The organism is Shewanella sp. NKUCC01_JLK (assembly GCF_019345615.1).
Classification (GTDB): domain Bacteria; phylum Pseudomonadota; class Gammaproteobacteria; order Enterobacterales; family Shewanellaceae; genus Shewanella; species Shewanella oncorhynchi.
On record NZ_JAHKRD010000001.1, the window covers coordinates 186,003 to 208,301 of the forward strand.

A 22,299-nucleotide genomic window follows, 5' to 3' on the forward strand; every position below is an offset into this window, starting at 1 on the left:
AACTAATTAAGGTTACATTCCCCATGGTGCCCGTGGGCGGGTTTATATCAAACTGTGGGCTTGGGATCCCGTATCTATAACACTTCAACCGAATAAAAATGAATCATTTTCACTTTAACACTGCATAAAAGCTGGTAAATGCCGAAAACTTCAGCTGATTGTGTTCTATTTGTGCGGTTTTAAGGCCGTGTCCCGTCAGCGACTCACTGATTTCAAATGCAGAGAAATCAAACTCGACCTCGGTATCACCTAAATTGAATCCCACGAGCACTTTTATATCGCCTAAGGTGCGAACAAAGGCCAAAATGGGCTCCTTTGTATCAACAAATTTAATATCACCTTCAACTAACACTGGATGTAACTTACGCCAAGCCAGAAAACGTCGATAACCATTGAGCATAGAATCAGCATCAGATTCTTGTAGATCCACAGCTAACGCTTGGTGCGCAGGTGCAATTGGCAGCCAAGGAGAAACATCACTAAAACCACTAAAGTCAGCGCCTTGCTGCCACGGCATTGGCGTACGGCAACCATCACGCCCCTTAAACATAGGCCAAAATGTTTTGCCAAAGGGATCTTGCAGCTCATGGTATTCAATTGGCGCCTCGGTTAGACCGAGTTCTTCACCTTGATAACTACATATACTGCCGCGCAGCGAACTTAGCATGGCATTGAACATTTTGACCATGTCTGAATTCTGCTTACCTTGCCCCCAACGACTCGCTACGCGCTGCACATCATGATTGCCGATAGCCCAACATGGCCAGCCATCACCTATGCTCGCTTCCAAAGCCTCTACGGTTTGGCGAATATAACTTGCGCTGTAATCATCAGTCAGCAGCTCAAAACTGTAGGCCATATGCAGGCGATCTTCGCCCTTAGTGTAGGCAGCCATTACAGCCAAAGAATCTTCAGCAGAGACTTCGCCTAAGGTCACCGCTCCTGGATAGCGATTGATGAGTTTTCGTAAATCTTCAATAAAAGCGATGGTTTGCGGACGGTCATTATTGTAGTAATGGTATTGATAGGCGTAAGGGTTATCTTCACTGAAACCACGGCCCTGACGTTTATCCTTAGGCTTTGCCGGATTATCCCTGAGCAGTTCATCGTGATAACAGAAGGTAATGGCATCTAAGCGGAAGCCATCTACCCCCTTTTTAAGCCAAAATTCAACGTTATCCAGCACAGCTTGGCGCACTTCGGGATGATGGAAATTAATATCGGGCTGACTACGCAGGAAGTTATGTAAATAGTATTGCTGTCTGCGCGGTTCCCACTCCCAAGCACAACCGCCAAAAATCGCGAGCCAGTTGTTAGGCGCTGTACCGTCTTCCTTAGGATCGGCCCACACATACCAATCCGCCTTGGGATTCGTACGGTTTTCGCGGCTCTCGATAAACCACGCATGTTGGTCCGAGGTATGACTTAATACTTGATCAATAATGACCTTAATACCTAAACCGTGGGCTTTTTCAATCAATTCATCGAAATCATGCATAGTGCCAAAAAGAGGGTCAACTTCACGGTAATCACTGATGTCGTAGCCAAAATCTGCCATAGGAGATTTAAAGAAAGGTGAAATCCAGATGGCATCGACATTAAGACTCGCAATGTAATCCAGCTTTATGATAATGCCGCGTAAATCCCCGACGCCGTCACCATTAGTATCTAAAAGGCTACGCGGATAAATTTGGTAAATCACAGCACCACGCCACCACGTTAACTCACTCATTGTTGCCCCTTTATCATTATTCTACAGCGAACTTTCCCTAACACACTCAAGCAAACAGTTATCGTTTTGTTACTGCAGAGTAAAGTCATCGCGGCTTCTTTTGTGTTACCGAGCATACGTGAAGAGGGAAATAAGGTTCAATACACCTGCATACGTATGCAGAAGATGCAGCCAATAGTCACATGGCATCACAATGAAATTTACTTTTTAGTAACAGTCACTTGATTACAAAATAAAATCATTTTATTCCCTGAGTTCACCCTCTATCACAGTCTATTCTTAACTCTGCTAAGCATTGAATACGTATGCACTCTGTTGTTCAGCTAAGAAACTCGGGAGTAGTATCTTCACCGTTGCATAACAATTTGGTCATAAACGCAGCACTTATGCAGTCAATTAAGCGCCCATATACCAAAAAAAGGCCGCAAACATAACGCGGTGATAACGATAAAACGCTCTACAAAGCGATAAAGCGACTCCAAGGGGAAGAGAGATATGATGCGATTTAAACCCAGTTTGCTAACCTTAGCGCTCATCGCCGCAGGTGCCAGTATGCACTCCTATGCGGCAGATGAAGTGACCACAGATAAGGAAGCAAAAGCAAAAGAAGCTGCGATTGAGGTTATTGAAGTTAAAGGCTTTAGAACCAGTGTCATCAAATCACTAAATGATAAACGCTTTGGAGATACCGTCTCTGAATCGATTTCAGCAGATGATCTTGGCGCCCTTCCCGATCAGTCAATCGCTGATGCACTGACTCGCTTACCAGGCGTGACCGCTGTGCGCACTGGTGGACAAGCAAGCGGCCTCAATATTCGAGGTCTTGATGGTGATTTCGTCTTTGCAACGCTTAATGGACACGAACAAGTGACAACGGGCGGTAAACGCGCGATTGAGTTTGACCAATATCCATCCGAATTAATTAGTCAAGCCGCCGTCTATAAAACACCAAAAGCCTCGCTGATTGAAGGTGGCGTCGCCGGTACGGTAGAATTAAAAACCGCAGATCCCTTAAAAAGCGACAAAGACCAATCATTTAATATCAATGCTCGCGGCAGTTTTAATGACAGAGCGGATGAGATTTCCGATGCCGATCAATATGGCAACCGTCTTAGCTTTGCCTATCAAGGCAAATTCCTTGAAGATACACTCGGTGTGGCGCTAGGCTATGCCCATTTGTACCAACCTTATGTTGCCAGTCAATTCATTGGTTTACGTTTCAACGACGATAAAAAAGATGTCAATGGCGACGGTGCTGCCGAATCAATCAGTGAAGGTTTTGAGTTACAGCAAAAAGGCGGTGATGATACACGTGATGGTTATATGGCTGCTATCCATTGGCAACCAACAGACAATCTCAGTGTAAAAAGTGATTTATTCCATTCAAAATTCACTTCCGAAAACTTTGCCCGAGGCTTTCGCGTTAAATCATTAAAAAACGGTACTATTAGTGATGCGGTTGTCGAAAATGGTTCTATGACAGGCGGAACGGTATCAACTGATGGTACTGATAACTTTGCCGTTTTTGTTATCAATGATAACGACTCAAAATATTCAGAACTGACATCAGGCTCAGTCAATATTGAGTGGAACAATGGCGGCGCATTAACTGTCGCAGGTGATGTGAGCTATTCAAAAGCCGATGGTGAGTTCGTCAACGGCGGCACGCGTGCCGTTTTATATGATGATATAGGTAATGAAGTACGCTCAGCCGAATCAATTAATTATCAACTACATGGTTTAAGCCCCGCCGATGTCAGTTTTTCAAACGACTATACCAATACCGCGACCTTGGGTTTAAAAGAAGTGGGTATGTGGCCATACGATCAACAAAATGATCTTGTCGCCTACAAGTTAGACTTTAACTATGCATTAGATTCTGGTTTCTTAACTTCAGTTGATTTTGGTCTGCGCTACTCAGAACGTGAGTTTAATGCGCAACGTTCACAAGCCGGTTATGGTTTTGAATTTGGTAAAAACCCAACTAACCAGCCGGTGCTTCAAATGAACACTGACATGACAAATGTCGTCAACTTTGGCGGTGAATTATCTGGTTACCCTAGCTTCCTTTCCGTTGATTTTAACAAAGCCATTGAGCTGATTAACGCACAGTTAGCGGCAACAGGACAATCCCCTTTCACCCCGACAGCCAATTGGTCTAATAACTGGACCATGATCCAAAGCGGTTCGGTCAATGAAGATGTATTAGCTGGCTATGTCCAAGGTAATCTCGAGTTTGACTTAGGCGATATGAAAGTCACGGGTAACGTGGGCGTGCGTGTTGTTCAAACAGATCAAAGCAGTAAAGGTCTACAACAAGTTGGCTATGGTCTAGGTGAAGCGATTACTGATGAACTTGGCGTGGTCAGTACCGATTATATCCGTAACGAGATAGGTAAAACCTATACCGATTATTTACCGTCACTCAACTTAACTTTCCACCTCACTGAAAATGATCAACTGCGCTTTGCTGCAGCCTCTGTGATGTCACGTCCTCCAATCGACAAGCTAAAGTCAGGCATGGGATCTTGGTATGACGATTCTGCTACACCGGGATACAAAAAGTACAATGCTTGGGGTAACACCAGTCCTCTACTCGATCCGTTTTATGCCGATCAATACGACTTATCTTACGAGCACTATTTTGAAGATTCTGAAGGTGCGGTTGTCGTAGCCTTGTTCTACAAAGATATTAAATCCTTTATCAACAACTTTACAATCCAACCATTTGATTTTGAAGGTAATGGATTTATCGTCCCCGATACTATTATCGATAATGGTGTTGAATTCCCAGTAGTGAAAGATGAAGGTCAATATCAAACTGCGATCAACAACGACAATGGCGGCTACATTCGTGGTGTTGAGTTAGGTTATACCCAAGTCTTTGATTTCCTACCATCGCCACTCAGCGGTCTTGGCTTCACTGGCAGCTACTCGTATTCAGACAGTGAAGTGGAATTTACCACAGATTTAAGTGGTTCAAACTTAACCATTCCATTACCTGGTTTATCAGAAAGCGTACTCAACACTACCTTGTTCTATTCACTGGATGGTTTCGATACTCGTGTCAGCATGAGATATCGTAGCAGCTATGTTTCAGAACAAGTGGCAGTTGAATCACAACTTGCTTTCTTCGATGCCGAAACAATTGTGGATTATCAAGCTTCATACGCACTGGAAAATGGACTTAAGTTCTTATTCCAAATTAATAACTTAACTGATGAGCCGAACAAAACCTATTTTGGTGAAGAACATCAAACAGGAACAATTCAATACTTCGGTAGACAGTACTTCCTAGGGTTAAGTTACTCTTTATAAGCTATCCAGAATAAAGCCTGCTTCAATTAAGAAGCAGGCTTTTGCTTATGCAGATTTCAGCATTTCTAACATTCATCATGCCAGCACATTTTACTTATTTCTCTTTAAAAGGCTTACATTATGATCCGTCAAAACCTAAAGATAGCGCTTTATTTATGTTTGGTTTGCTCTTCATTTAATACGGCCTATGCAAACACCGTTGAGCCAGATATATCGACGGACGTTAAGCTTGAACCCGCTTTTTGGTGGGCTGGCATGCAGAACCCTGAGTTACAGTTGATGCTGTATAGCCGCGAGTTTCCTAGCTTACCGCAGCAGATTAAAGTTGATATCCAAGGGCAAGGCATCACACTCAAAAGCCTCGAACACACAGATAACCCTCACTATCTGTTTATCACTTTAGATCTCAGCCAAGCGACGCCGCAAACCTTTGAGTTGGTGATTTCAAACACAAACCCCGCTTCAAAAGCCGATAAGCCTCTTTATCGCCTGCCCTACACATTACACCCACGGGCTAAAGGCAGCCGTGAACGCCAAGGGTTTAGCAATAAGGATGTGATTTACCTCATCACGCCGGACAGATTTGCCAATGGCGACCCCAGCAATGACAATCATGTGCAGATGCTAGAAAAAATTGCGCCGGGCAATATCAAGCATCCCGATGGACGCCACGGCGGCGATATCGCCGGGATCAGCCAGCACTTAGCGTATCTAGCGAAACTCGGGGTCACTCAGCTATGGATCAACCCGTTACTCGAGAATAACCAGGCCCAATATTCCTACCATGGTTATGCTATTACCGATCTATACCGCGTCGATCCCCGCTTTGGCAGCAACGAGGAGTATAAAGCCTTAGTCGCTAAGGCAAACAAGCTTGGACTTGGAGTGATTAAAGATATTGTGGTCAATCATATCGGCTCTAACCATTGGTGGCTCAAAGACTTGCCTAGCCATGACTGGTTAAATTATCCCGCGCAAACCCAGACCAGCAATAGCGCACACAAGCCAGATTTGACGAGTCCCAACGATACTGGCCCCGCCCATACCAGCCCCAACTTCACCAGCCATAGGCGCACCACAGTGCAAGATCCCTACGGCGCGGCACAGGATCATCTCGATTTCGTCGATGGTTGGTTTACCGATACCATGCCAGATCTAAATCAAAACAACCCAAAACTGGCAACCTATCTTATCCAAAACAGCATTTGGTGGGTCGAGTACGCCGGACTTTCAGGGATCCGCGAAGATACTTACTCCTACGCCGACAAAGCATTTCTCGCTAAATGGTCTAAGGCCATAATGGCTGAATACCCCCATTTTAATATTGTGGGTGAAGAATGGACCGCAAATCCCATCACAGTGTCCTATTGGCAAAAGGGCAAAATTAATCCCGATGGCTATACCTCAGACCTACCCAGCCTGATGGATTTCCCACTGTATGAAAAATTGATTGCCAGCCTTAATGAGCCAGAGGCGTGGGACACAGGCTTTATCACACTTTACGAGATGTTAGCCAACGATGTTGTGTATGCCTCACCCAGTCAGCTAGTTTTATTTGAAGGCAATCACGACACCAATCGGATTTTCAGTTTAGTGAAAGAAAATATAGACTTATACAAGATGGCCCTCACCTATGTGCTGACCGCCAAACGTATTCCGCAGCTGTTTTACGGCACTGAAGTCTTGATGACCAGCCCAACCGAAGGTCGTCACGATGGTGTTGTGCGCAGTGATTTCCCCGGCGGCTTTGCCAACAGTGCCATTAACGCCTTTACGGGCAAAGGACTGAGTGAACCTCAACAACAAGCGCAGCAATTTGTCAGTACGCTACTGAATTACCGTAAACAATCCCTTGCGCTGCAATCGGGCGATCTACTGCACTTTGTGCCGCAGGATGGCATCTATGTGCAATTTCGTTGCTTATTGAATGACCCATTATCAGCTGAACTAAATGCTAAAGAGCTTAAGTCACTAACTCAACACGATTCTCAAACCCAACACAACGCCTGTACTCAACCCTCGGCCGACAAAGTCATGGTGATCTACAACAAAAATGAAAAGACAGTCGAGCTAAACTTAAACCGCTTTGCTAGCGTGCTTAGCGGTAGCCGTGCAGCAAAAGACATCATCAGTGGCAACACAGTTTCACTCAATCAAGCGCTAGCATTGCCCCACGCAGGTGTCACTATCCTTGAGCTTAAAGCCAGACCGCAGCTAAATACTGGCTTACCTAGCCGTCAAACCTCTAATTACATGAGTTACTCAGCTAGCGATTTAACTCAGGCTCAAACAACTCACCCAATCAAAAACTCAACCCTAAAAGGAATTCAGTCTTGAGCTTTTTATCGCCTATCTATTCCCGAGTGACTCAGTGCCCTGAAGAGGCTAAATTTCCCATAGTGGCTTTACTTATAACCAAAGCGGCAAAAACCCAGCAGCGCCGACAGTCATCACTCAGCTTATGTTTAAACGCTCTATTCAGTGCCTCTTTATTAACTGCCTCGCTTTTTAGCGTCTCGACCAATGCAAATACATCGATGCAGGCGCTTGATAATGAGTTACTGCCAAAGTCTGAGAGTGAGGTTATGACGCTTAAACCTGTGGTGTATCAAATCTTTACTCGCCTTTATGGCAATAAAAATCCAACCAACAAACCTTGGGGCACGATTGCCGACAATGGCATCGGCAAGTTTAATGATATCAATGATATTGCACTCAATAGCATCAAGGACCTAGGCGTTACCCATGTGTGGTACACGGGCGTTCCCCACCATGCCTTGATTGGTGATTACAGCGCGATTGGCGTGAGTACTGATGATCCCGATGTGGTCAAAGGACGCGCGGGCTCACCCTACGCAGTCAAAGATTACTACAACGTCAACCCAGATCTGGCGGTCAATCCCGCCAACCGTTTAGCCGAGTTCGAAGCGCTCATTGCCCGTACCCATCACCACGGCTTAAAGGTGATTATCGATATAGTGCCAAACCATGTGGCGCGCCATTATCAATCCGTTAGTAAACCCCAAGGCGTGCGTGATTTTGGCGAAGATGATGATACCAGTCTGGAGTACGCCAAAAACAACAACTTCTATTACGTTGTTGATAAAGTTGATGTTAATAATGGCTCGGAGGGGGCAAAGGGAAAAGCGCATGCCTTTGAAGTGCCAAGCTTACCCGCAGGACTTAAACCGCTGGGCGGAGAAGCTCACCCCTTAAGTGACGGCAAATTCAACGAATTTCCCGCCAAATGGACTGGCAACGGCTCACGCTTAGCCAAGCCCGATGCCAATGATTGGTACGAGACCGTTAAAATCAATTACGGCGTACGCCCAGATGGCACCTATGACTTCCCTCGCCTGCCAGCCAATTTCGCCACTTTAACGCAGGCGCAGCATTACGCTTTTTGGCAACAACACTTAGCCGAGCTCCCAAGCTCTTGGATTAAATTCAATCAGATTGCCCAGTATTGGCTAGCGAAAGGGGTCGATGGCTTTCGCTATGATATGGCAGAAATGGTACCAGTGGAGTTTTGGAGCTATCTCAACAGCCAGATAAAACACACAAATCCCGATGCCTTTATCTTGGCCGAGGTCTATAACCCTAAGTTGTACCGAGATTATATCCAACTTGGCAAAATGGATTATCTGTACGATAAGGTTGACCTTTACGACACCCTAAAAGCCGTGATGGCGGGTAAAACCAGCACAGCTAATATCGCGGCAGATCAGGCAAAAGTGCAGGATATTGAATCTCACATGCTGCACTTTTTAGAAAACCACGACGAGCAACGTATTGGTAATGCGGCATTTTTAGCATCGCTACACACAAATAAGCCCACGGCAACCCAAGCCGTGAATCCACACTATGCCCTACCCGCTATGGTAGTGTCGGCAACGATAGGCACTTCACCGACGTTAGTGTATTTTGGCCAAGAAGTGGGAGAAGCCGCCATCGACAACCCAGGATTTGGTCATGCATCACGCACCAGTATTTTTGACTATGTTGGCGCCCCCGCCCATCAGCGCTGGATGAACAATGGCAAGTTTGATGGTGGACAATCAACCGTAAAGGAAGTCATTTTGCGGGCTTATTATCAAAAATTACTGAACCTAAGCACAGGTAAAAATGTACCTGCACTTTTAGGAGAATATTACTCACTCGATGCCGCCAACCGCAGCGCACAAACCGCCACAATGGATACTCATGGTAGTGCAACGGGTTATGATGACAGCACTTTTGCCTTTGTGCGCTTTGAGGAAAATACAGCCAATAAAACGGGCCAAAAACTGATTATTGTGAATAACTTTAATCAAACCCAAGCAAAGCCATTATCCCTTAAGCTGCCAAAGCCACTTATCGACCAATGGCAATTAACGGATGGTACCTATTCACTTAAGGATTTGCTGGAAGACAATAAAGCGCAGTTGGTTGTCAAACTAGGTGAAGGACAAGTTCAGATGCAACTTGCACCGCTGTCTTCAGCCATATTCGAGCTGGAAGATTAAACGAGCAAAAAGCCTAGGTGAGCTAAAAAGTGAAATCGACCGATAGCGTCACGCTAAACTGTGACGCTATCTTTTTTTAACCGTTATACTCTCAAACCTTTCTATCTTATTTGATCAACCATTAAAAATCACAAAGGAAAGCAATGTTACTCGGCATTCACCATGCAGCGATTATTTGCAGCGACTATCAAAAGTCCAAACACTTTTATGTAAACATTCTTGGCCTTACCGTGCTTGCAGAGCATTTCCGTGAGGCACGTAAGTCCTATAAACTTGATTTACAACTGGCCGATAAGAGTCAAATTGAGTTGTTTTCATTCGACAATCCACCCAAACGACCAAGCTATCCCGAAGCCTGTGGACTTAGGCATCTCGCCTTTCGCGTAGCATCAATTGAAACCGCCATCGAACATCTTCATAGCCATCACATTACCGTTGAACCCGTCCGCATTGACGAATACACAGGCAGAAAATTCACCTTCTTTAGCGATCCCGACGGCTTACCCTTAGAGTTATATGAGCTATAGCACGAGTAAAATAAGGCAACATCGCAGCAATAAGATGAATAAAGCTTAATTACGCTACGGGATAGTCAGCATTAGACTCAATAAAACGACGCAGCCGTTTAACTAATAGTTTAAGTAATCGATTGACCAGTTTGACGCTGTGATAAGGTCAAAGCCTACCTAGGCTAACCATTTAGGAACTCAAGATGTTTGATAATCCAGCATTATTACTATGGAGTTTAGTCTTTAGTCTCTTTGGTCTTGGCTTTTTCACCTATGGCAAACGCCAAGGTGCACCCATCCCCCTCGTCGTTGGGATAACCCTGATGCTCTACCCTTATTTTGTCAGCAACCTAATCTTACTCGTCTGCATCGGCATAGCACTCATCGCGCTACCGTATTTTGTGAAGTTGTAACAAGCGATCTTTGTCATAGCTAGATTGAAAAGCTCATATCTATCAGAGCAAAGAGGACTTATGTCTTACTCGACAAAATGACCTTATTCCACTATCTATCACTGGTCATGACTTTACTGGCCAAGCCAATAAGCAACACACCTGATATCCCCTCTAAGGCTCTCGAATAACGCAGGGAATTGGGGCGACTAAATACCCAGCTTCCTGCCGACGCATAAAGGACGTTACACAAGGTCGCTAACAAACTGAAAATAAGACCAAGGGTTAACAGCTGAATTGACGTTGAACCCGCTAACGGGTCAATAAACTGCGGCAAAAAAGAGAGGAAAAATAAAGCGACTTTAGGATTAAGTACACTAACGACAATGCCTTGGAAAACTACGTTGCCGTTTGGTTTGCTATTCTTATCAACCACAATTTTATTATTGCCACGCCACATTGATATTAACGCTTGAATGCCTAAATACACTAGATACGCGGCCCCTAACCACTTCACAATACTAAAAGCCAACGCTGAACTGAGAATGATGGCAGATAATCCCAAGCTAGCAGCAAGCGTGTGAACAAAATAACCCACACCTAAACCCATCGCAGCTTTAAGCCCACTGATCATTTTCCCTTTCATTGTGTTAGATACAATGTAGATGACATCGGGTCCAGGGATAAGATTGATAGCAAGGCAAGCAACTGCAAACAGTAATAGTGAATTTAAATCCATTTAATTTTTCTCCTTGTTAAACGCGTAATCTATCGCGCCGCTTAAGTGGTGTCCGACGCAATACCGCAGCCTCTGTAAACCACTTTAAAAAAAATCAAAACGTTAACTACAAGTAAATTGGTAACCAGAACCTGTGCTCAACTTTATATACTTTTTGCTCACGTCTTGATTCAAAGCAAACTTCAATTTGCTCATCCTTAACGATCTTAATTTGCGCTTAATTTCTTTATTCACGGCAGATGGTTAAACGGCGCACCGCAAAAATCCCCAGTAGTGAAAGTATCAATAGCGATAAGCTGCCACCGCCGCTGTAACCTTGTTTATGTTCTATGGTGGCGACGTGCTCTTCCTTAACCCGAGTTTTAAAACGGGCAAGCTCGTCATCTAAATTGACTATCATATCGTTCACCGCGAGATCAAAGCCCTCGTAGGATTTTTCTCTTAAGGTTGTCGTCACGCCAACAGCGGTTGAACTTTCAGTTAACTGATTAATACCTGGCGCCCTAAATAACATCTTCTGGCTACGCATATCGAAAACGGCGGTATCAACAAAGGTTTGAATCGCATTTTCATTGCCAGGGATTAAATACATGCCCACAATCGTCCAATAAAGAATGGCGGATTTGTTCTCGTGGCTTTGCATCAATTGATCGTAAGAAACCAATGCCATCACATCAACATCATGCAGGCGAGCAACCTGCTGCAAGGTTTCAAAACCTTTACCATTTTTAAGATAGGTACTTGGGATCACTTCGATACGATCGATATAGTCATATTTAACAAAGGATTTTTTCACCTTATCAAGTAATGCCATCTGAGTTCGGCTATCAATTGCATCGGCTTGCCAATGGGACGAAGGCAAGAAAGCGATGCCGACGGTAATAGGTAAACGCAGCACAGGTAAGGATGGCTGCTGGGCTTGGCGACTCTTCTCATCGGGGTATAAATATTCAACTAAGCTACTTGATACCGCATTTTTCTCCGTGGTATTACCGTTAAAAAAGGCACTACAACCGCTCAGTGAAAGCATGGCGAATGAGGCTATACCACAGGCTATTACCTTAAGTTTCATTTGTTTCCCTACCGTATCCATACACTTGCTGTTAATGATGAAAACTGAACCTACAACTAATGTAGATTTTGGGTTACCTTATCCATTCATCAGAGTAAAAACAAGCTGTTATGTTCACATATCACAGCATTAATCTTCTTTGATTAGATTTTAAATACAAAAAAGCCGCACTATAAATGCGGCTAGTCAATAGGTACAACCACCTTCTAAAATACAACTTAAGTCAAAAGTTAAGCGTATTTACGCACTTTTTTAAGGGCAATTTGTTGTTTTAGCATGGATAAATGTTCGATAAATACTTTGCCATGCAAATGGTCGATTTCGTGCTGCAACACTATGGCTAAAAACTCATCGGTCTCGATTTCGATAGCCTTGCCCGTTCTGTCTAAGGCTGTCACTTTGACCTTTTCAAAACGTGACACTTTAGCGCGATAACCTGGGATAGACAGACAACCTTCTTCACCGACGAACTCACCTGACTTTTCAACAATCTCAGGATTAATCAGCACTAAAGGCTGGTCGCGACCGTCAGATAAATCGATCACGATAATGGCATCTGTACTGCCGACTTGAGTTGCCGCTAAACCTATACCATCGTCCGTGTGATACATGGTTTCGATTAAATCATCGATAAATCCCTGAACAGCTTCAATATCTTTTACAGGTTGCGCTTTACGTTTAAGGCGCTCATCGGGAATAGTTAGAATATCGAGTACAGCCATGCCAGTTATCTTCTCTCATCGAGTCAAAAAAATTGGCGCTATTATGGACTATTTGACCATTTACACAATATTTAAGCTAAAAACAGTTTAAATATTTTGTTAGTAATCGAGCTAGCCGATAAAAATATCGAGAAGTGCTTAATCCTTTAAATGCCAAATACTCTCATATCTTCCGCTAAGCCACGCTTTACCGTTACACTAGCGTGAACTCATCAAGCAAAAGTTTTTGAGCGTGATTCTTTGTGAGTCATACCAATCGTATTAAATATCTGTTCATTCAGCGAGAATTCAACGCGCTTTAGACAAGGCGAAGGCTTGAAGGCATAGTGGTGCTCTGTCGAAAGCCTTAAACGCAGTATAAAGCGTTTTGAAACCCGCCCTTTGGGAGCCTCACAGGTATCCCACTCCGGTGTTGCATTGACTTAAAAGAGAATAACGATTTCTGCGTCAATGCGCCTGAGATTTAAATACCTGTGAGGCTTTGAACTGATTAGATATTTAATGTGATTGGTATCAATACCATTAAGCTGAGGGTTAACAATTCAATGGCATCGTTTCCTAAAGACAAATCACCGCTGTATCAATACCTTGAACAAGATAAACAGAGTGTAGCGAGAAAACAGCCCCAAGCAGTGGACTTGTCTCCTATGGCGAAAATCTGGCATATCGTCGCCATGATCCCGCAGGGTAAAGTCAGCAGCTATGGCAAAATTGCCGATTATGCAGGATTACCGGGACGAGCACGTTATGTGTCAAAAGCGCTGAAAGCAGCTCCCGAACATTTGTCACTCCCTTGGCATAGGGTACTCAATAGTCAAGGCAAAATATCCTTCGAGAAAAATTCAACCTTCTTTCAAGAACAGATGGAATTATTAAGAATTGAAGGGATAACAGTGAACTGCGGCAAAATTAGTTTGTCTGAATACGAGTGGCGACCGGATCTGGTGACTTTAGTCATGGCAATGCCATTTTAGTTTAATATATTGATCCATAAACTATTTACATCTCTATTTACAGAAACGTCGTCCTCGGCTATAACCTGCTTACAGTCGATCCGATAATTAATTTATGCTCAACTGATTGACCCAGAACTGTGTAAGTAAGCATGCTACTCGACACTTTTTTATCAACCACTACCGACCATTCTGTAGTGATACAAGGTGAAAACCTGCGACCCAAGGAGCATTCTTTGCGTACCATTCCCACATTATTAGTGAGTTTTACCGTCCTCACTCAAAGTATGTTTGCCATGGCAGCGCCAACGCCGCTAACACCGCAGACGGCCGAATACCAAGTCAACTATGGAGACATTGAATTAGGAAAAGCCAAATACACGCTACCCAATGCCGAAGATGGCGTGTTTAAGTATCGTTTTGATAGCGATCTCAGCCTGTTATTGTTAACCGATGTGCGTCACATCTTGAGTGAATTTACTCAAAATGATTCGCAGCTCAGTCCTTTGCGTTACTTACAACAACGCCAAGGTGTCGGGCCTAATTACACGGAGCAAACCGCATTCGCCAAAGCTCAAGGCTTTATTCATACCCGTTACAAAGATGAAAAAGGCAAGTTTCCCTATGATGATAAAATCTTTGATCCTCTTATGGTGCAGTTGCAATTTAGGCTAGATATGATGGCAGGCAAAGAAGTGCTCGACTATAAGATGGTCAAGGATAACGAAGTCGATGAATACAAGTTTCATGTGATCGGTAAAGAACGAATGAACATCGACAGCGGCAGTTACGACACAGTCAAAATTGAAGTCGTGCGTGACAATAAAAAACGTCAAACCTTCTTCTGGATGGCGCCTGACTTAGCGTATTTGCCCGTGCGTCTAACTCACTTTGAAAAAGGCAGTAAGCAGCTCGATATTAAGTTACTTAAATATCACTTCGATGAAGTGCCGCACCAAGAAACCATACCTGCAGACATTGCAGAGAAACCGCTAGTGCCTAAACTGCTCGGCACGACTGAAGGTTAATCGGTAAGGCATTGAGTTAAGATGTATAAACTTAACCCAATGATACAAAGCCTTAGCTTCACAATACTGAACTAAAGCCAAACTCATATCGAATAAAGCCCAACCGAACTAATATCTAACCGAACTATATTTAACTGAACTATATCTAACTGAACTATATCTAACTGAACTTAGGGCCTACCTCTAAGTTCAGTTAATGTTCATCGCTAATGGTTCATCACTGATTGCTAGAAGGTATGTTAGATACTGACTCGAACTTTTTAATAAAGTGACCTGAACAAAACAAAATCAACCGTAAATCCGCTCGCCCTCATTATTTAGCTCAACGGCATAGCATCAGAGATCGATTAACAGCTCACCCAATCTAAACAGCTTCCAGTTACCCGGCTGCATAACGCGCCACTGTTCATTTTCGGTCAAAGGGCGAGTCGCAATCACAGTCACCACATCATGGGCGGTAGTTTCCTTATCAAAATCAATCACCACATCGGTATCAATAAGTTTCGCTTTACCAAACGGCGCGCGGCGAGTGATGTAACATAAGTTATTACTGCAATAGCTCATTAAATGCTCGCCATCGCTCAATATCATGTTGAACACACCTAAGGCACGGATTTGCTCGGCCAACGTCGCGACAAAATGGAACACAGCCAACATATCTTCAGGTTTAGTACCGCCAAACTTCTGGGCGACTTGTTCCAAAATCCAGCAGAAAGCAAGTTCGCTATCGGTATCGCCTACGGGTTGATAGCGCGAGACATGAAACTTGGGCAGATAGTCCGTCAATTGCCCATTATGGGCATAGGTCCAATAACGTCCCCATAATTCGCGGGTAAAAGGATGAGTATTCTCTAAAGACACACAGCCGCGATTAGCCTGCCGAATATGGCTTATCACCACTTCACTTTTAATCGGGTAGGATTTGATCAATTTTGCAATATGCGATTCGCTACTCGGGCAAGCATCTTTAAAAGTACGGCTGCCTTTGCCCTCGTAAAACGTAATACCCCAGCCGTCCACGTGGGGACCGGTTACACCACCACGTTGTGCTAATCCCGTAAAACTAAACACAATATCGGTCGGCACATTGGCGCTCATCGCCAGTAACTCGCACATATTTCTCGCCTATCATCAATCAAAAAACTACTTATTGGCATTGTAACTAGTTGATGACATTTGTGGAATGATCAAAGCTGACAAATAATTTAAACAATTGTTTGAAAAATACTTGTATTAAAATTCTCTTAGGTTTAACTTTTATGCGACACAGGTCTGACCACAAACTATAATTGTGATCGCAATCAATAAAACACTCTATGACCTGTGGTTGGCACTCGGTCATATTTAAGGAGAATTACAGTGACTACCCTACTTTGGATCATCGCCATGATCTTAGTGCTAGGAGCCCTAGCTTACCTTCGGGTATCTTTGCTCACTGCCACTATTACAGCCGCTGTTGTGATGACAGCAGGATGGACACTCGATGTTGTCGGCCCTATCTCTTGGATCGTTTTCCTCGTGATCGCGCTGCCGTTAAATATCAGTGCATTTAGACAAAATGTGATCAGTCGTCCACTGATGAAGGTATATCGCGGCATCATGCCGGAAATGTCTTCAACAGAGAAAGAAGCGATTGAAGCCGGCACCACTTGGTGGGAAGCGGATCTGTTTGCGGGTAACCCGAACTGGAAAAAACTCCATAACTACCCAGTTGCGCGTTTAAGTGCAGACGAACAGGCCTTCCTCGATGGCCCTGTTGAAGAAGTGTGCCGCATGGTGAATCAACACCAAGTGTCACATCAACTTGCCGATCTGCCTGCCGACGTATGGCAATATCTGAAAGATCACGGTTTCTTCGCCATGATCATTAAGAAAAAATACGGCGGTTTAGAATATTCAGCTTATGCCCAATCTCGTGTGTTACAAAAACTGGCGGGGTTAAGCAGTGAGTTGGCTTCAACTGTTGGCGTACCTAACTCTTTAGGCCCTGGAGAGCTTCTGCAACATTACGGCACGCCAGAGCAGCAAAACCATTATTTACCGCGTTTAGCCAAAGGCTTAGAAGTCCCTTGTTTCGCTCTGACCAGCCCAGAAGCAGGTAGCGATGCAGGCTCTATTCCTGACTTTGGTATAGTGTGTAAAGGCCAATGGGAAGGTGAAGAAGTTCTGGGGATGAAGCTGACTTGGAACAAGCGTTACATCACTTTAGCCCCTGTCGCGACAGTATTAGGCTTAGCCTTTAAACTGCGCGATCCAGAGCATCTCCTTGGCGATAAAGAAGAACTCGGCATCACCTGTGCTTTGATCCCTACCGATGTGGAAGGAGTAGAAACGGGTCGTCGTCACTTCCCGCTCAACTGCATGTTCCAAAACGGTCCGACTCGCGGCAACGAAGTATTCGTACCATTAAGCTTCATCATTGGCGGCCCGAAAATGGCTGGTCAAGGCTGGCGCATGCTGGTGGAATGTTTATCTGTGGGCCGTGGTATCACACTGCCATCAAACTCAGCTGGCGGCGTGAAAACCGCAGCGCTGGCAACAGGGGCCTATGCTCGCATTCGTCGTCAGTTCAAATTGCCTATCGGCAAGCTTGAAGGTATCGAAGAGCCAATGGCACGCATCGGCGGTAACGCTTATCTGATGGATGCGGTAACCACGTTGACCACTACAGGTATCGACCTAGGTGAAAAACCGTCGGTTATCTCTGCGATTGTGAAATATCACCTGACAGACAGAATGCAGAAATGCGTTATCGATGCCATGGATATTCACGGTGGTAAAGGTGTGTGTCTTGGCCCCAATAACTATTTAGGCCGTGGCTACCAAGCTGCGCCTATCGCAATTACTGTTGAAGGTGCAAACATCCTTACCCGTTCTATGATCATCTACGGCCAAGGCGCAATTCGTTGCCATCCGTATGTACTCGCAGAAATGGAGTCTGCGTTTGATACTGAATCGGGTCAAGGTTTAGCTAACTTCGATGCAGCTATTTTTGGTCACATTGGTTTCGCGACCAGTAACTTCATCCGTAGCTTCTGGTTAGGTCTAACATCAAGCCGTTTCTCTAACGCGCCTTATTCAGATAAAACCAAGCGTTATTATCAACAGATGAACCGTTTCAGTGCCAACCTTGCCCTGCTCTCTGACTTAGCCATGGCAACCTTGGGTGGTAACCTTAAACGTAAAGAACGTATCTCTGCCCGTTTAGGTGACTTACTGAGTCAACTGTATCTGGCATCAGCCACGCTGAAACGCTATGAAGATGAAGGCCGTCAAACCGACGACTTGCCATTAGTACAATGGGCAGTTGAAGATGCGCTGTACAAGCTGCAAGCTTCTTTAGACGATTTACTGGATAACTTCCCTATGGGCCTTGGCGGCGCGTTACGTGTGGTGATGTTCCCATTCGGTCGTCCACTGAAACGCCCAAGCGATGTGTTAGATCATAAAGTCGCTAAGATCATGCAAACACCGTGTGAAAGCCGTAACCGTTTAGGTAAAGGTCAGTTCTGGACTAACTCTGAGCACAATGCTGTGGGGATCCAAGAACAAACACTACTCGACATCATCGCGTCTGAACCGCTGCATGACAAAGTCTGTAAAGCCAGTGGTAAACGTCTACCATTTATGTGGTTAGATAAAGTTGCCGCCGAAGGTAAAGCCTTAGGTGTGTTAAGCGATGCCGAAGTGCAATTACTGGAAAGAGCGGAAATTGGTCGAATGAAATCAATCAACGTTGATGACTTTGACCCAGCAGAACTGCGTCCAGAAGTGGTTTCAACCACTTCACAGGAACGTGCTGCGTAATCCACTCAGTAAGATTTAAACCACAAAAAGGAGGCTAATTAGCCTCCTTTTTTATTCCGATGGCAGGGCGTGCCACAACTAAGTGAATTTGGTTGAGTTACGACCTCGACTTTGACCAATGCTTTCATTGCTCAGTATGACTGAACAGTACTATGCAAATGACATTACTATCAATCCATTGATAAAAGAATACCATGTCAGTAAGTCGCTGACATGCCACTTTAAAAACTGTTCAGTTTTTAAACCTGTAAGGCTTTAGATCTAATTCAGCCTTAACACTCTTCATCACTCAGGTCTTCAAAGTACCAATAACCGAGGTTCACCCACTCAGTCAGCTGCGTAAGCAAATCGGCATCGGCTAACCAGGGGGCTAAGGCGGTTTTATCTAACTGATTGCTATCACACAGGAGTGGGATCACCGCGGCCAATTCGGCAGAGAGCTGATACTTATCACCATTAATATAGACAACGCCTTGTCCCACATTGATATCAAAATACAAACAACGCAGTCCGCCGAGGCGAATAAGCGGCTGCTCATCGAGCCAAGCGAGCACTTCGTCTTGCGTGATGTCCAATGGCTCATCGGGTAAATCGAGGGCGCATTTAGATTGAGTTAAATAGCGGCCCGAAAACTCGCTCACCAGTTCATCGGTTAACATATTAGTCAGTTGCGTGCGTAACCGCGCTAAATCACGATTATCAACACAACCACTGCGCGTTGTCTGCTCGCGGTCTGGATCTTCAATCTGCTGTGTGCCTAAATCTTGCTCAGACAGATGATCGGCCAAAGCACTTACCATATCTTTGGCGGAAGCTGTACGATAACCAACTGAAAAACTTAAAGACTGTTCTAAGGTTATGCCGTCATGGGGGAATCCAGGGGGAATATAAAGGATGTCGCCGGGCAACAACTCAGTATCGATAATCGGTTCAAAGGCTTCTGTGTGCAGCAAAGCGGGATGGGCGGCAAACTCTTTGTGCGGCCCCAGATCGCCCACGCGCCAGCGGCGACGTCCCGAACCTTGGCAAATAAACACATCATACAGATCGATATGCGGCCCCACGCCACCGCCAGGAGTGGCAAAACTCACCATCACATCATCTAAACGCCAGCGCGGAATAAAATCAAAACATTGGATCAGGGCTTCTGCATCGGGCACCCAGTTGTTCAATGCTTGCACGATCAAAGTCCAATCCCGTTCACCGAGATGATCGTAGGAATCAAAAGGGCCAAATTCAGCCTGCCATTGCCCTGCCTGTTGGTACACTCGCCGAGATTCCACCAGCTCATCCATGGCTAAGCCGGCTAACTCTTCGGGCGAGATTAAATCTTGAAAATGTTTGAATCCTTGGCGGATAACCAAAGGTTTTTTCTGCCAATATTCTGCTAAAAATTGCGCGGGTGTTAAGCCATTAATATCGAGTTGCATGGGTCGCTCACAAACCAAACTGTTATTCATAGAGGTAAATGCTAACAGGAAGCGAAACCAAGAAAGCTCGACCGGATCAACAAAGCATTAAGTCTTTTATCAGCGTCAATGTGATAGTGAATTTACTAACGTATTGAATTACAATCGGCTTATCTAAAAGCGTTGCACTGTCAAAGACGGCAATGCTGACACATCATTTATAGAGTCCATGTAAGATCTATGCCTACATCTGCAGCTAACACTTTGGTCGTGCTCGACTTTGAAACCACGGGGCTATCGCCCAATCAAGGGGACCGCGCGATTGAAATCGGAGCTGTGCTGATTGAAAACGGCGTGATCACCCAAAGATTTTCAGAGTTGATGAACCCAGGATTTAGAATAAGTCGTTTTATTGAGGACTACACAGGGATCAGCAATCAAATGCTCAGGGATGCAGCGCCCTGCAATGAAGTGATGGCGCGTTTTGCCGACTTTATCGCCGATCATAACTTAGTCGCCCACAATGCGGCATTTGATCAGCGCTTTTTAGACGCGGAATTTGCTCAAATTCGCCATCGTTATCTTGGACAATTTGGCTGTTCCTTGCTGGTGGCGAGACGTTTGTATCAAGCGGCGCCGAATCATCAGTTAGGTACTTTAGTGCGCTATAAACAGTTACCAAGCGATGGCACCTTTCACCGCGCCTTAGCCGATGCTGAGATGACTGGCCATTTGTGGCTGGCAATGTTGGCAGACCTTCAGCAAGAGTTCGGTCTCAATGCTCCCACCTTCGAGTTACTGCAAAAAATCGCCAAGAAAACCAAAGCAGATGTGCCGAAGTTTTTACGTCAATATGCGGTTAAGTGATCCCAAAAAGCAAAAAGCCGATAAATCCAAGGATTATCGGCGATTTTTCAATAAGCAAATTAAGTGCTCAACGACTTGCCAGCAAAAAACAGCAAGCTCCTAGCAATAACGGCCTATCTATAACGGCTTAAGCGGCGCGCTATCAATGCCGCAGGAACTGCGAACCACTAAGGTCGTCGGAATAAGCTGCGCACTCACCTCTTGTCCGCGGATAAGTTTGAGTACACTGTCGACTAAAATTTCACCAGCTAATTGGGTGTTCTGCTTAATGGTCGTTAATGGCGGATTGGCAAAACTCGCCACTGGAATATCATCATATCCCACCACTGCAACTTGTTCTGGGACTGAAATGCCCTTCTCTTTCAGCGCCCGAATCGCGCCAATGGCAATCAGATCGCTAGCAGCAAAAATAGCATCAAACTGTGCGCCTTTGGCCATCAATGCCATAGCCGCATCATAACCAGCACTTTCAGTGCTAATGGCCGACACTTGCTTAGTGTGATCAACTGCAATATTCGCCATTTGCAGCGCTTTCACATGGCCTAAATATCTGTCCCTAAACTCGGGGCTGTGGCTCGAGGCATCGCCTAAAAAGGCAAAAGTTTTACGACCAAGGGAAATCAAGTGCTCTGTTGCAATCAAGCCGCCTTGATGATTATCACAACCAATCGATAGCACTGACTTATTGTTATGCTCAGCACCCCAGATCACAAAGTGAGTATTCTGCGCGAGCAATCGCTCCAACTTTTGCTCGTAGTCCATGTAGTCGCCATAACCGAGCAGAATAATGCCGTCAGCTTTATTACTGTCTTCATAATCGGCGTGCCAATCGCTGGACAATTGCTGAAAAGAAACCAATAAATCATAACCTTGCTGCGCCGTTGCTCGGGTAATGGAGCCAAGCATAGACAGGAAAAAAGGATTGATTAACGAGTCATCGTTGGTGGGGTCTTCACACAATAACAGCGCTAAGGTATGGCTATTTTGGGTGCGAAGATTGCTGGCATTTTTATCGACCTTATAATTCAGCTCTTTGGCAATGGTTTGAATACGTTGGCGAGTTTCTAAATTGACTAGCGGGCTGTTTCTAAGGGCACGGGAAACCGTTGACTGGGATACGCCAGCACGATAAGCAATATCAATCGAGGTCGCTTTCGATGCCATAAAGAGGATTTAACCTTAGTTATTATTTTGCGTCGATACTAAAACAGTTCCACCCACTTGTATAGACGAATGCGTTAACATC

General features: G+C 44.8%; 16 protein-coding genes. 9 read left to right on the forward strand and 7 right to left on the reverse strand.

Annotation, left to right across the window (positions count from 1 at the left end; all coding sequences use genetic code 11):
* Positions 1 to 109: 109 nt before the first annotated feature.
* On the reverse strand, positions 110 to 1,732 hold the full coding sequence (locus KO537_RS00885; protein WP_219233643.1) for an alpha-glucosidase family protein: 1,623 nt from the start codon (positions 1,730 to 1,732) through the stop codon (positions 110 to 112).
* 495 nt (positions 1,733 to 2,227) lie between these two features.
* Here KO537_RS00885 and KO537_RS00890 point away from each other — a divergent pair, with 495 nt between their 5' ends.
* The 5 genes from KO537_RS00890 to KO537_RS00910 all read left to right on the forward strand — a co-directional run bounded on the left by KO537_RS00890 (position 2,228) and on the right by KO537_RS00910 (position 10,477).
* The gene (locus KO537_RS00890; RefSeq protein ID WP_219233644.1) at positions 2,228 to 5,050 is read left to right on the forward strand and encodes a TonB-dependent receptor; all 2,823 of its coding nucleotides are present in this window, start codon (positions 2,228 to 2,230) and stop codon (positions 5,048 to 5,050) included.
* 120 nt (positions 5,051 to 5,170) lie between these two features.
* On the forward strand, positions 5,171 to 7,387 hold the full coding sequence (locus tag KO537_RS00895) for a glycoside hydrolase family 13 protein (protein WP_219233645.1): 2,217 nt from the start codon (positions 5,171 to 5,173) through the stop codon (positions 7,385 to 7,387).
* Positions 7,384 to 9,555, forward strand: coding sequence for an alpha-amylase family protein (locus KO537_RS00900; RefSeq protein ID WP_219233646.1), 2,172 nt, complete (start codon positions 7,384 to 7,386; stop codon positions 9,553 to 9,555). Before KO537_RS00895 ends, KO537_RS00900 begins: the two co-directional genes overlap by 4 nt.
* A gap of 143 nt (positions 9,556 to 9,698) precedes the next feature.
* Complete coding sequence (locus tag KO537_RS00905) at positions 9,699 to 10,082, forward strand: VOC family protein (RefSeq protein WP_219233647.1); 384 nt, start codon at positions 9,699 to 9,701, stop codon at positions 10,080 to 10,082.
* 185 nt (positions 10,083 to 10,267) lie between these two features.
* On the forward strand, positions 10,268 to 10,477 hold the full coding sequence (locus KO537_RS00910) for a hypothetical protein (RefSeq protein WP_113939622.1): 210 nt from the start codon (positions 10,268 to 10,270) through the stop codon (positions 10,475 to 10,477).
* Between the two features lie 91 nt (positions 10,478 to 10,568).
* Here KO537_RS00910 and KO537_RS00915 read toward each other — a convergent pair whose 3' ends face one another.
* The 3 genes from KO537_RS00915 to def all read right to left on the reverse strand — a co-directional run bounded on the left by KO537_RS00915 (position 10,569) and on the right by def (position 12,989).
* Positions 10,569 to 11,195 (reverse strand): LysE family translocator, encoded by a 627-nt coding sequence (locus KO537_RS00915; RefSeq protein WP_219233648.1) that lies wholly within the window; start codon positions 11,193 to 11,195, stop codon positions 10,569 to 10,571.
* A gap of 226 nt (positions 11,196 to 11,421) precedes the next feature.
* Entirely contained in the window at positions 11,422 to 12,267 is an 846-nt protein-coding gene (rhlP, locus tag KO537_RS00920) for a rhombotarget lipoprotein (protein ID WP_198573278.1), read from the reverse strand.
* A 230-nt stretch (positions 12,268 to 12,497) separates the two neighbouring features.
* Positions 12,498 to 12,989: a peptide deformylase gene (gene def, locus KO537_RS00925; RefSeq protein ID WP_011789520.1), complete on the reverse strand. Its 492-nt coding sequence runs from the start codon at positions 12,987 to 12,989 to the stop codon at positions 12,498 to 12,500.
* 545 nt (positions 12,990 to 13,534) lie between these two features.
* On the opposite strand from def, the gene KO537_RS00930 reads away from it, so the two are divergent.
* Positions 13,535 to 13,963 (forward strand): MGMT family protein, encoded by a 429-nt coding sequence (locus tag KO537_RS00930; protein WP_173245094.1) that lies wholly within the window; start codon positions 13,535 to 13,537, stop codon positions 13,961 to 13,963.
* A 215-nt stretch (positions 13,964 to 14,178) separates the two neighbouring features.
* A complete protein-coding gene (locus KO537_RS00935) occupies positions 14,179 to 14,970 on the forward strand; it encodes a DUF3108 domain-containing protein (RefSeq protein ID WP_131525776.1) in 792 nt (263 codons plus the stop codon).
* Between the two features lie 336 nt (positions 14,971 to 15,306).
* Here the strand turns inward: KO537_RS00935 and KO537_RS00940 are convergent, their stop codons facing one another.
* Positions 15,307 to 16,086 (reverse strand): class II glutamine amidotransferase, encoded by a 780-nt coding sequence (locus tag KO537_RS00940; protein ID WP_212600585.1) that lies wholly within the window; start codon positions 16,084 to 16,086, stop codon positions 15,307 to 15,309.
* A 243-nt stretch (positions 16,087 to 16,329) separates the two neighbouring features.
* Here KO537_RS00940 and fadE point away from each other — a divergent pair, with 243 nt between their 5' ends.
* Entirely contained in the window at positions 16,330 to 18,777 is a 2,448-nt protein-coding gene (gene fadE / locus KO537_RS00945) for an acyl-CoA dehydrogenase FadE (RefSeq protein WP_028760048.1), read from the forward strand.
* A 272-nt stretch (positions 18,778 to 19,049) separates the two neighbouring features.
* Here the strand turns inward: fadE and KO537_RS00950 are convergent, their stop codons facing one another.
* Positions 19,050 to 20,207, reverse strand: a complete 1,158-nt coding sequence (locus KO537_RS00950) for a cupin domain-containing protein (protein ID WP_173496663.1) — start codon at positions 20,205 to 20,207, stop codon at positions 19,050 to 19,052.
* A 219-nt stretch (positions 20,208 to 20,426) separates the two neighbouring features.
* On the opposite strand from KO537_RS00950, the gene KO537_RS00955 reads away from it, so the two are divergent.
* Positions 20,427 to 21,053: a 3'-5' exonuclease gene (locus KO537_RS00955; protein ID WP_173496662.1), complete on the forward strand. Its 627-nt coding sequence runs from the start codon at positions 20,427 to 20,429 to the stop codon at positions 21,051 to 21,053.
* 117 nt (positions 21,054 to 21,170) lie between these two features.
* Here the strand turns inward: KO537_RS00955 and KO537_RS00960 are convergent, their stop codons facing one another.
* Entirely contained in the window at positions 21,171 to 22,217 is a 1,047-nt protein-coding gene (locus KO537_RS00960; RefSeq protein ID WP_028760051.1) for a LacI family DNA-binding transcriptional regulator, read from the reverse strand.
* Positions 22,218 to 22,299 lie beyond the last annotated feature (82 nt).

Coding starts and splice junctions, on each gene's coding strand:
- KO537_RS00905 (WP_219233647.1), top strand. CDS start 9,699: ATGTTACTCGGCATTCACCATGCAGCGATTATTTGCAGCGACTATCAA.
- KO537_RS00910 (WP_113939622.1), top strand. CDS start 10,268: ATGTTTGATAATCCAGCATTATTACTATGGAGTTTAGTCTTTAGTCTC.
- KO537_RS00915 (WP_219233648.1), bottom strand. CDS start 11,195: ATGGATTTAAATTCACTATTACTGTTTGCAGTTGCTTGCCTTGCTATC.
- KO537_RS00950 (WP_173496663.1), bottom strand. CDS start 20,207: ATGCAACTCGATATTAATGGCTTAACACCCGCGCAATTTTTAGCAGAA.
- KO537_RS00940 (WP_212600585.1), bottom strand. CDS start 16,086: ATGTGCGAGTTACTGGCGATGAGCGCCAATGTGCCGACCGATATTGTG.
- KO537_RS00885 (WP_219233643.1), bottom strand. CDS start 1,732: ATGAGTGAGTTAACGTGGTGGCGTGGTGCTGTGATTTACCAAATTTAT.
- KO537_RS00895 (WP_219233645.1), top strand. CDS start 5,171: ATGATCCGTCAAAACCTAAAGATAGCGCTTTATTTATGTTTGGTTTGC.
- KO537_RS00930 (WP_173245094.1), top strand. CDS start 13,535: ATGGCATCGTTTCCTAAAGACAAATCACCGCTGTATCAATACCTTGAA.
- def (WP_011789520.1), bottom strand. CDS start 12,989: ATGGCTGTACTCGATATTCTAACTATTCCCGATGAGCGCCTTAAACGT.
- KO537_RS00955 (WP_173496662.1), top strand. CDS start 20,427: ATGCCTACATCTGCAGCTAACACTTTGGTCGTGCTCGACTTTGAAACC.
- KO537_RS00890 (WP_219233644.1), top strand. CDS start 2,228: ATGATGCGATTTAAACCCAGTTTGCTAACCTTAGCGCTCATCGCCGCA.
- KO537_RS00960 (WP_028760051.1), bottom strand. CDS start 22,217: ATGGCATCGAAAGCGACCTCGATTGATATTGCTTATCGTGCTGGCGTA.
- rhlP (WP_198573278.1), bottom strand. CDS start 12,267: ATGAAACTTAAGGTAATAGCCTGTGGTATAGCCTCATTCGCCATGCTT.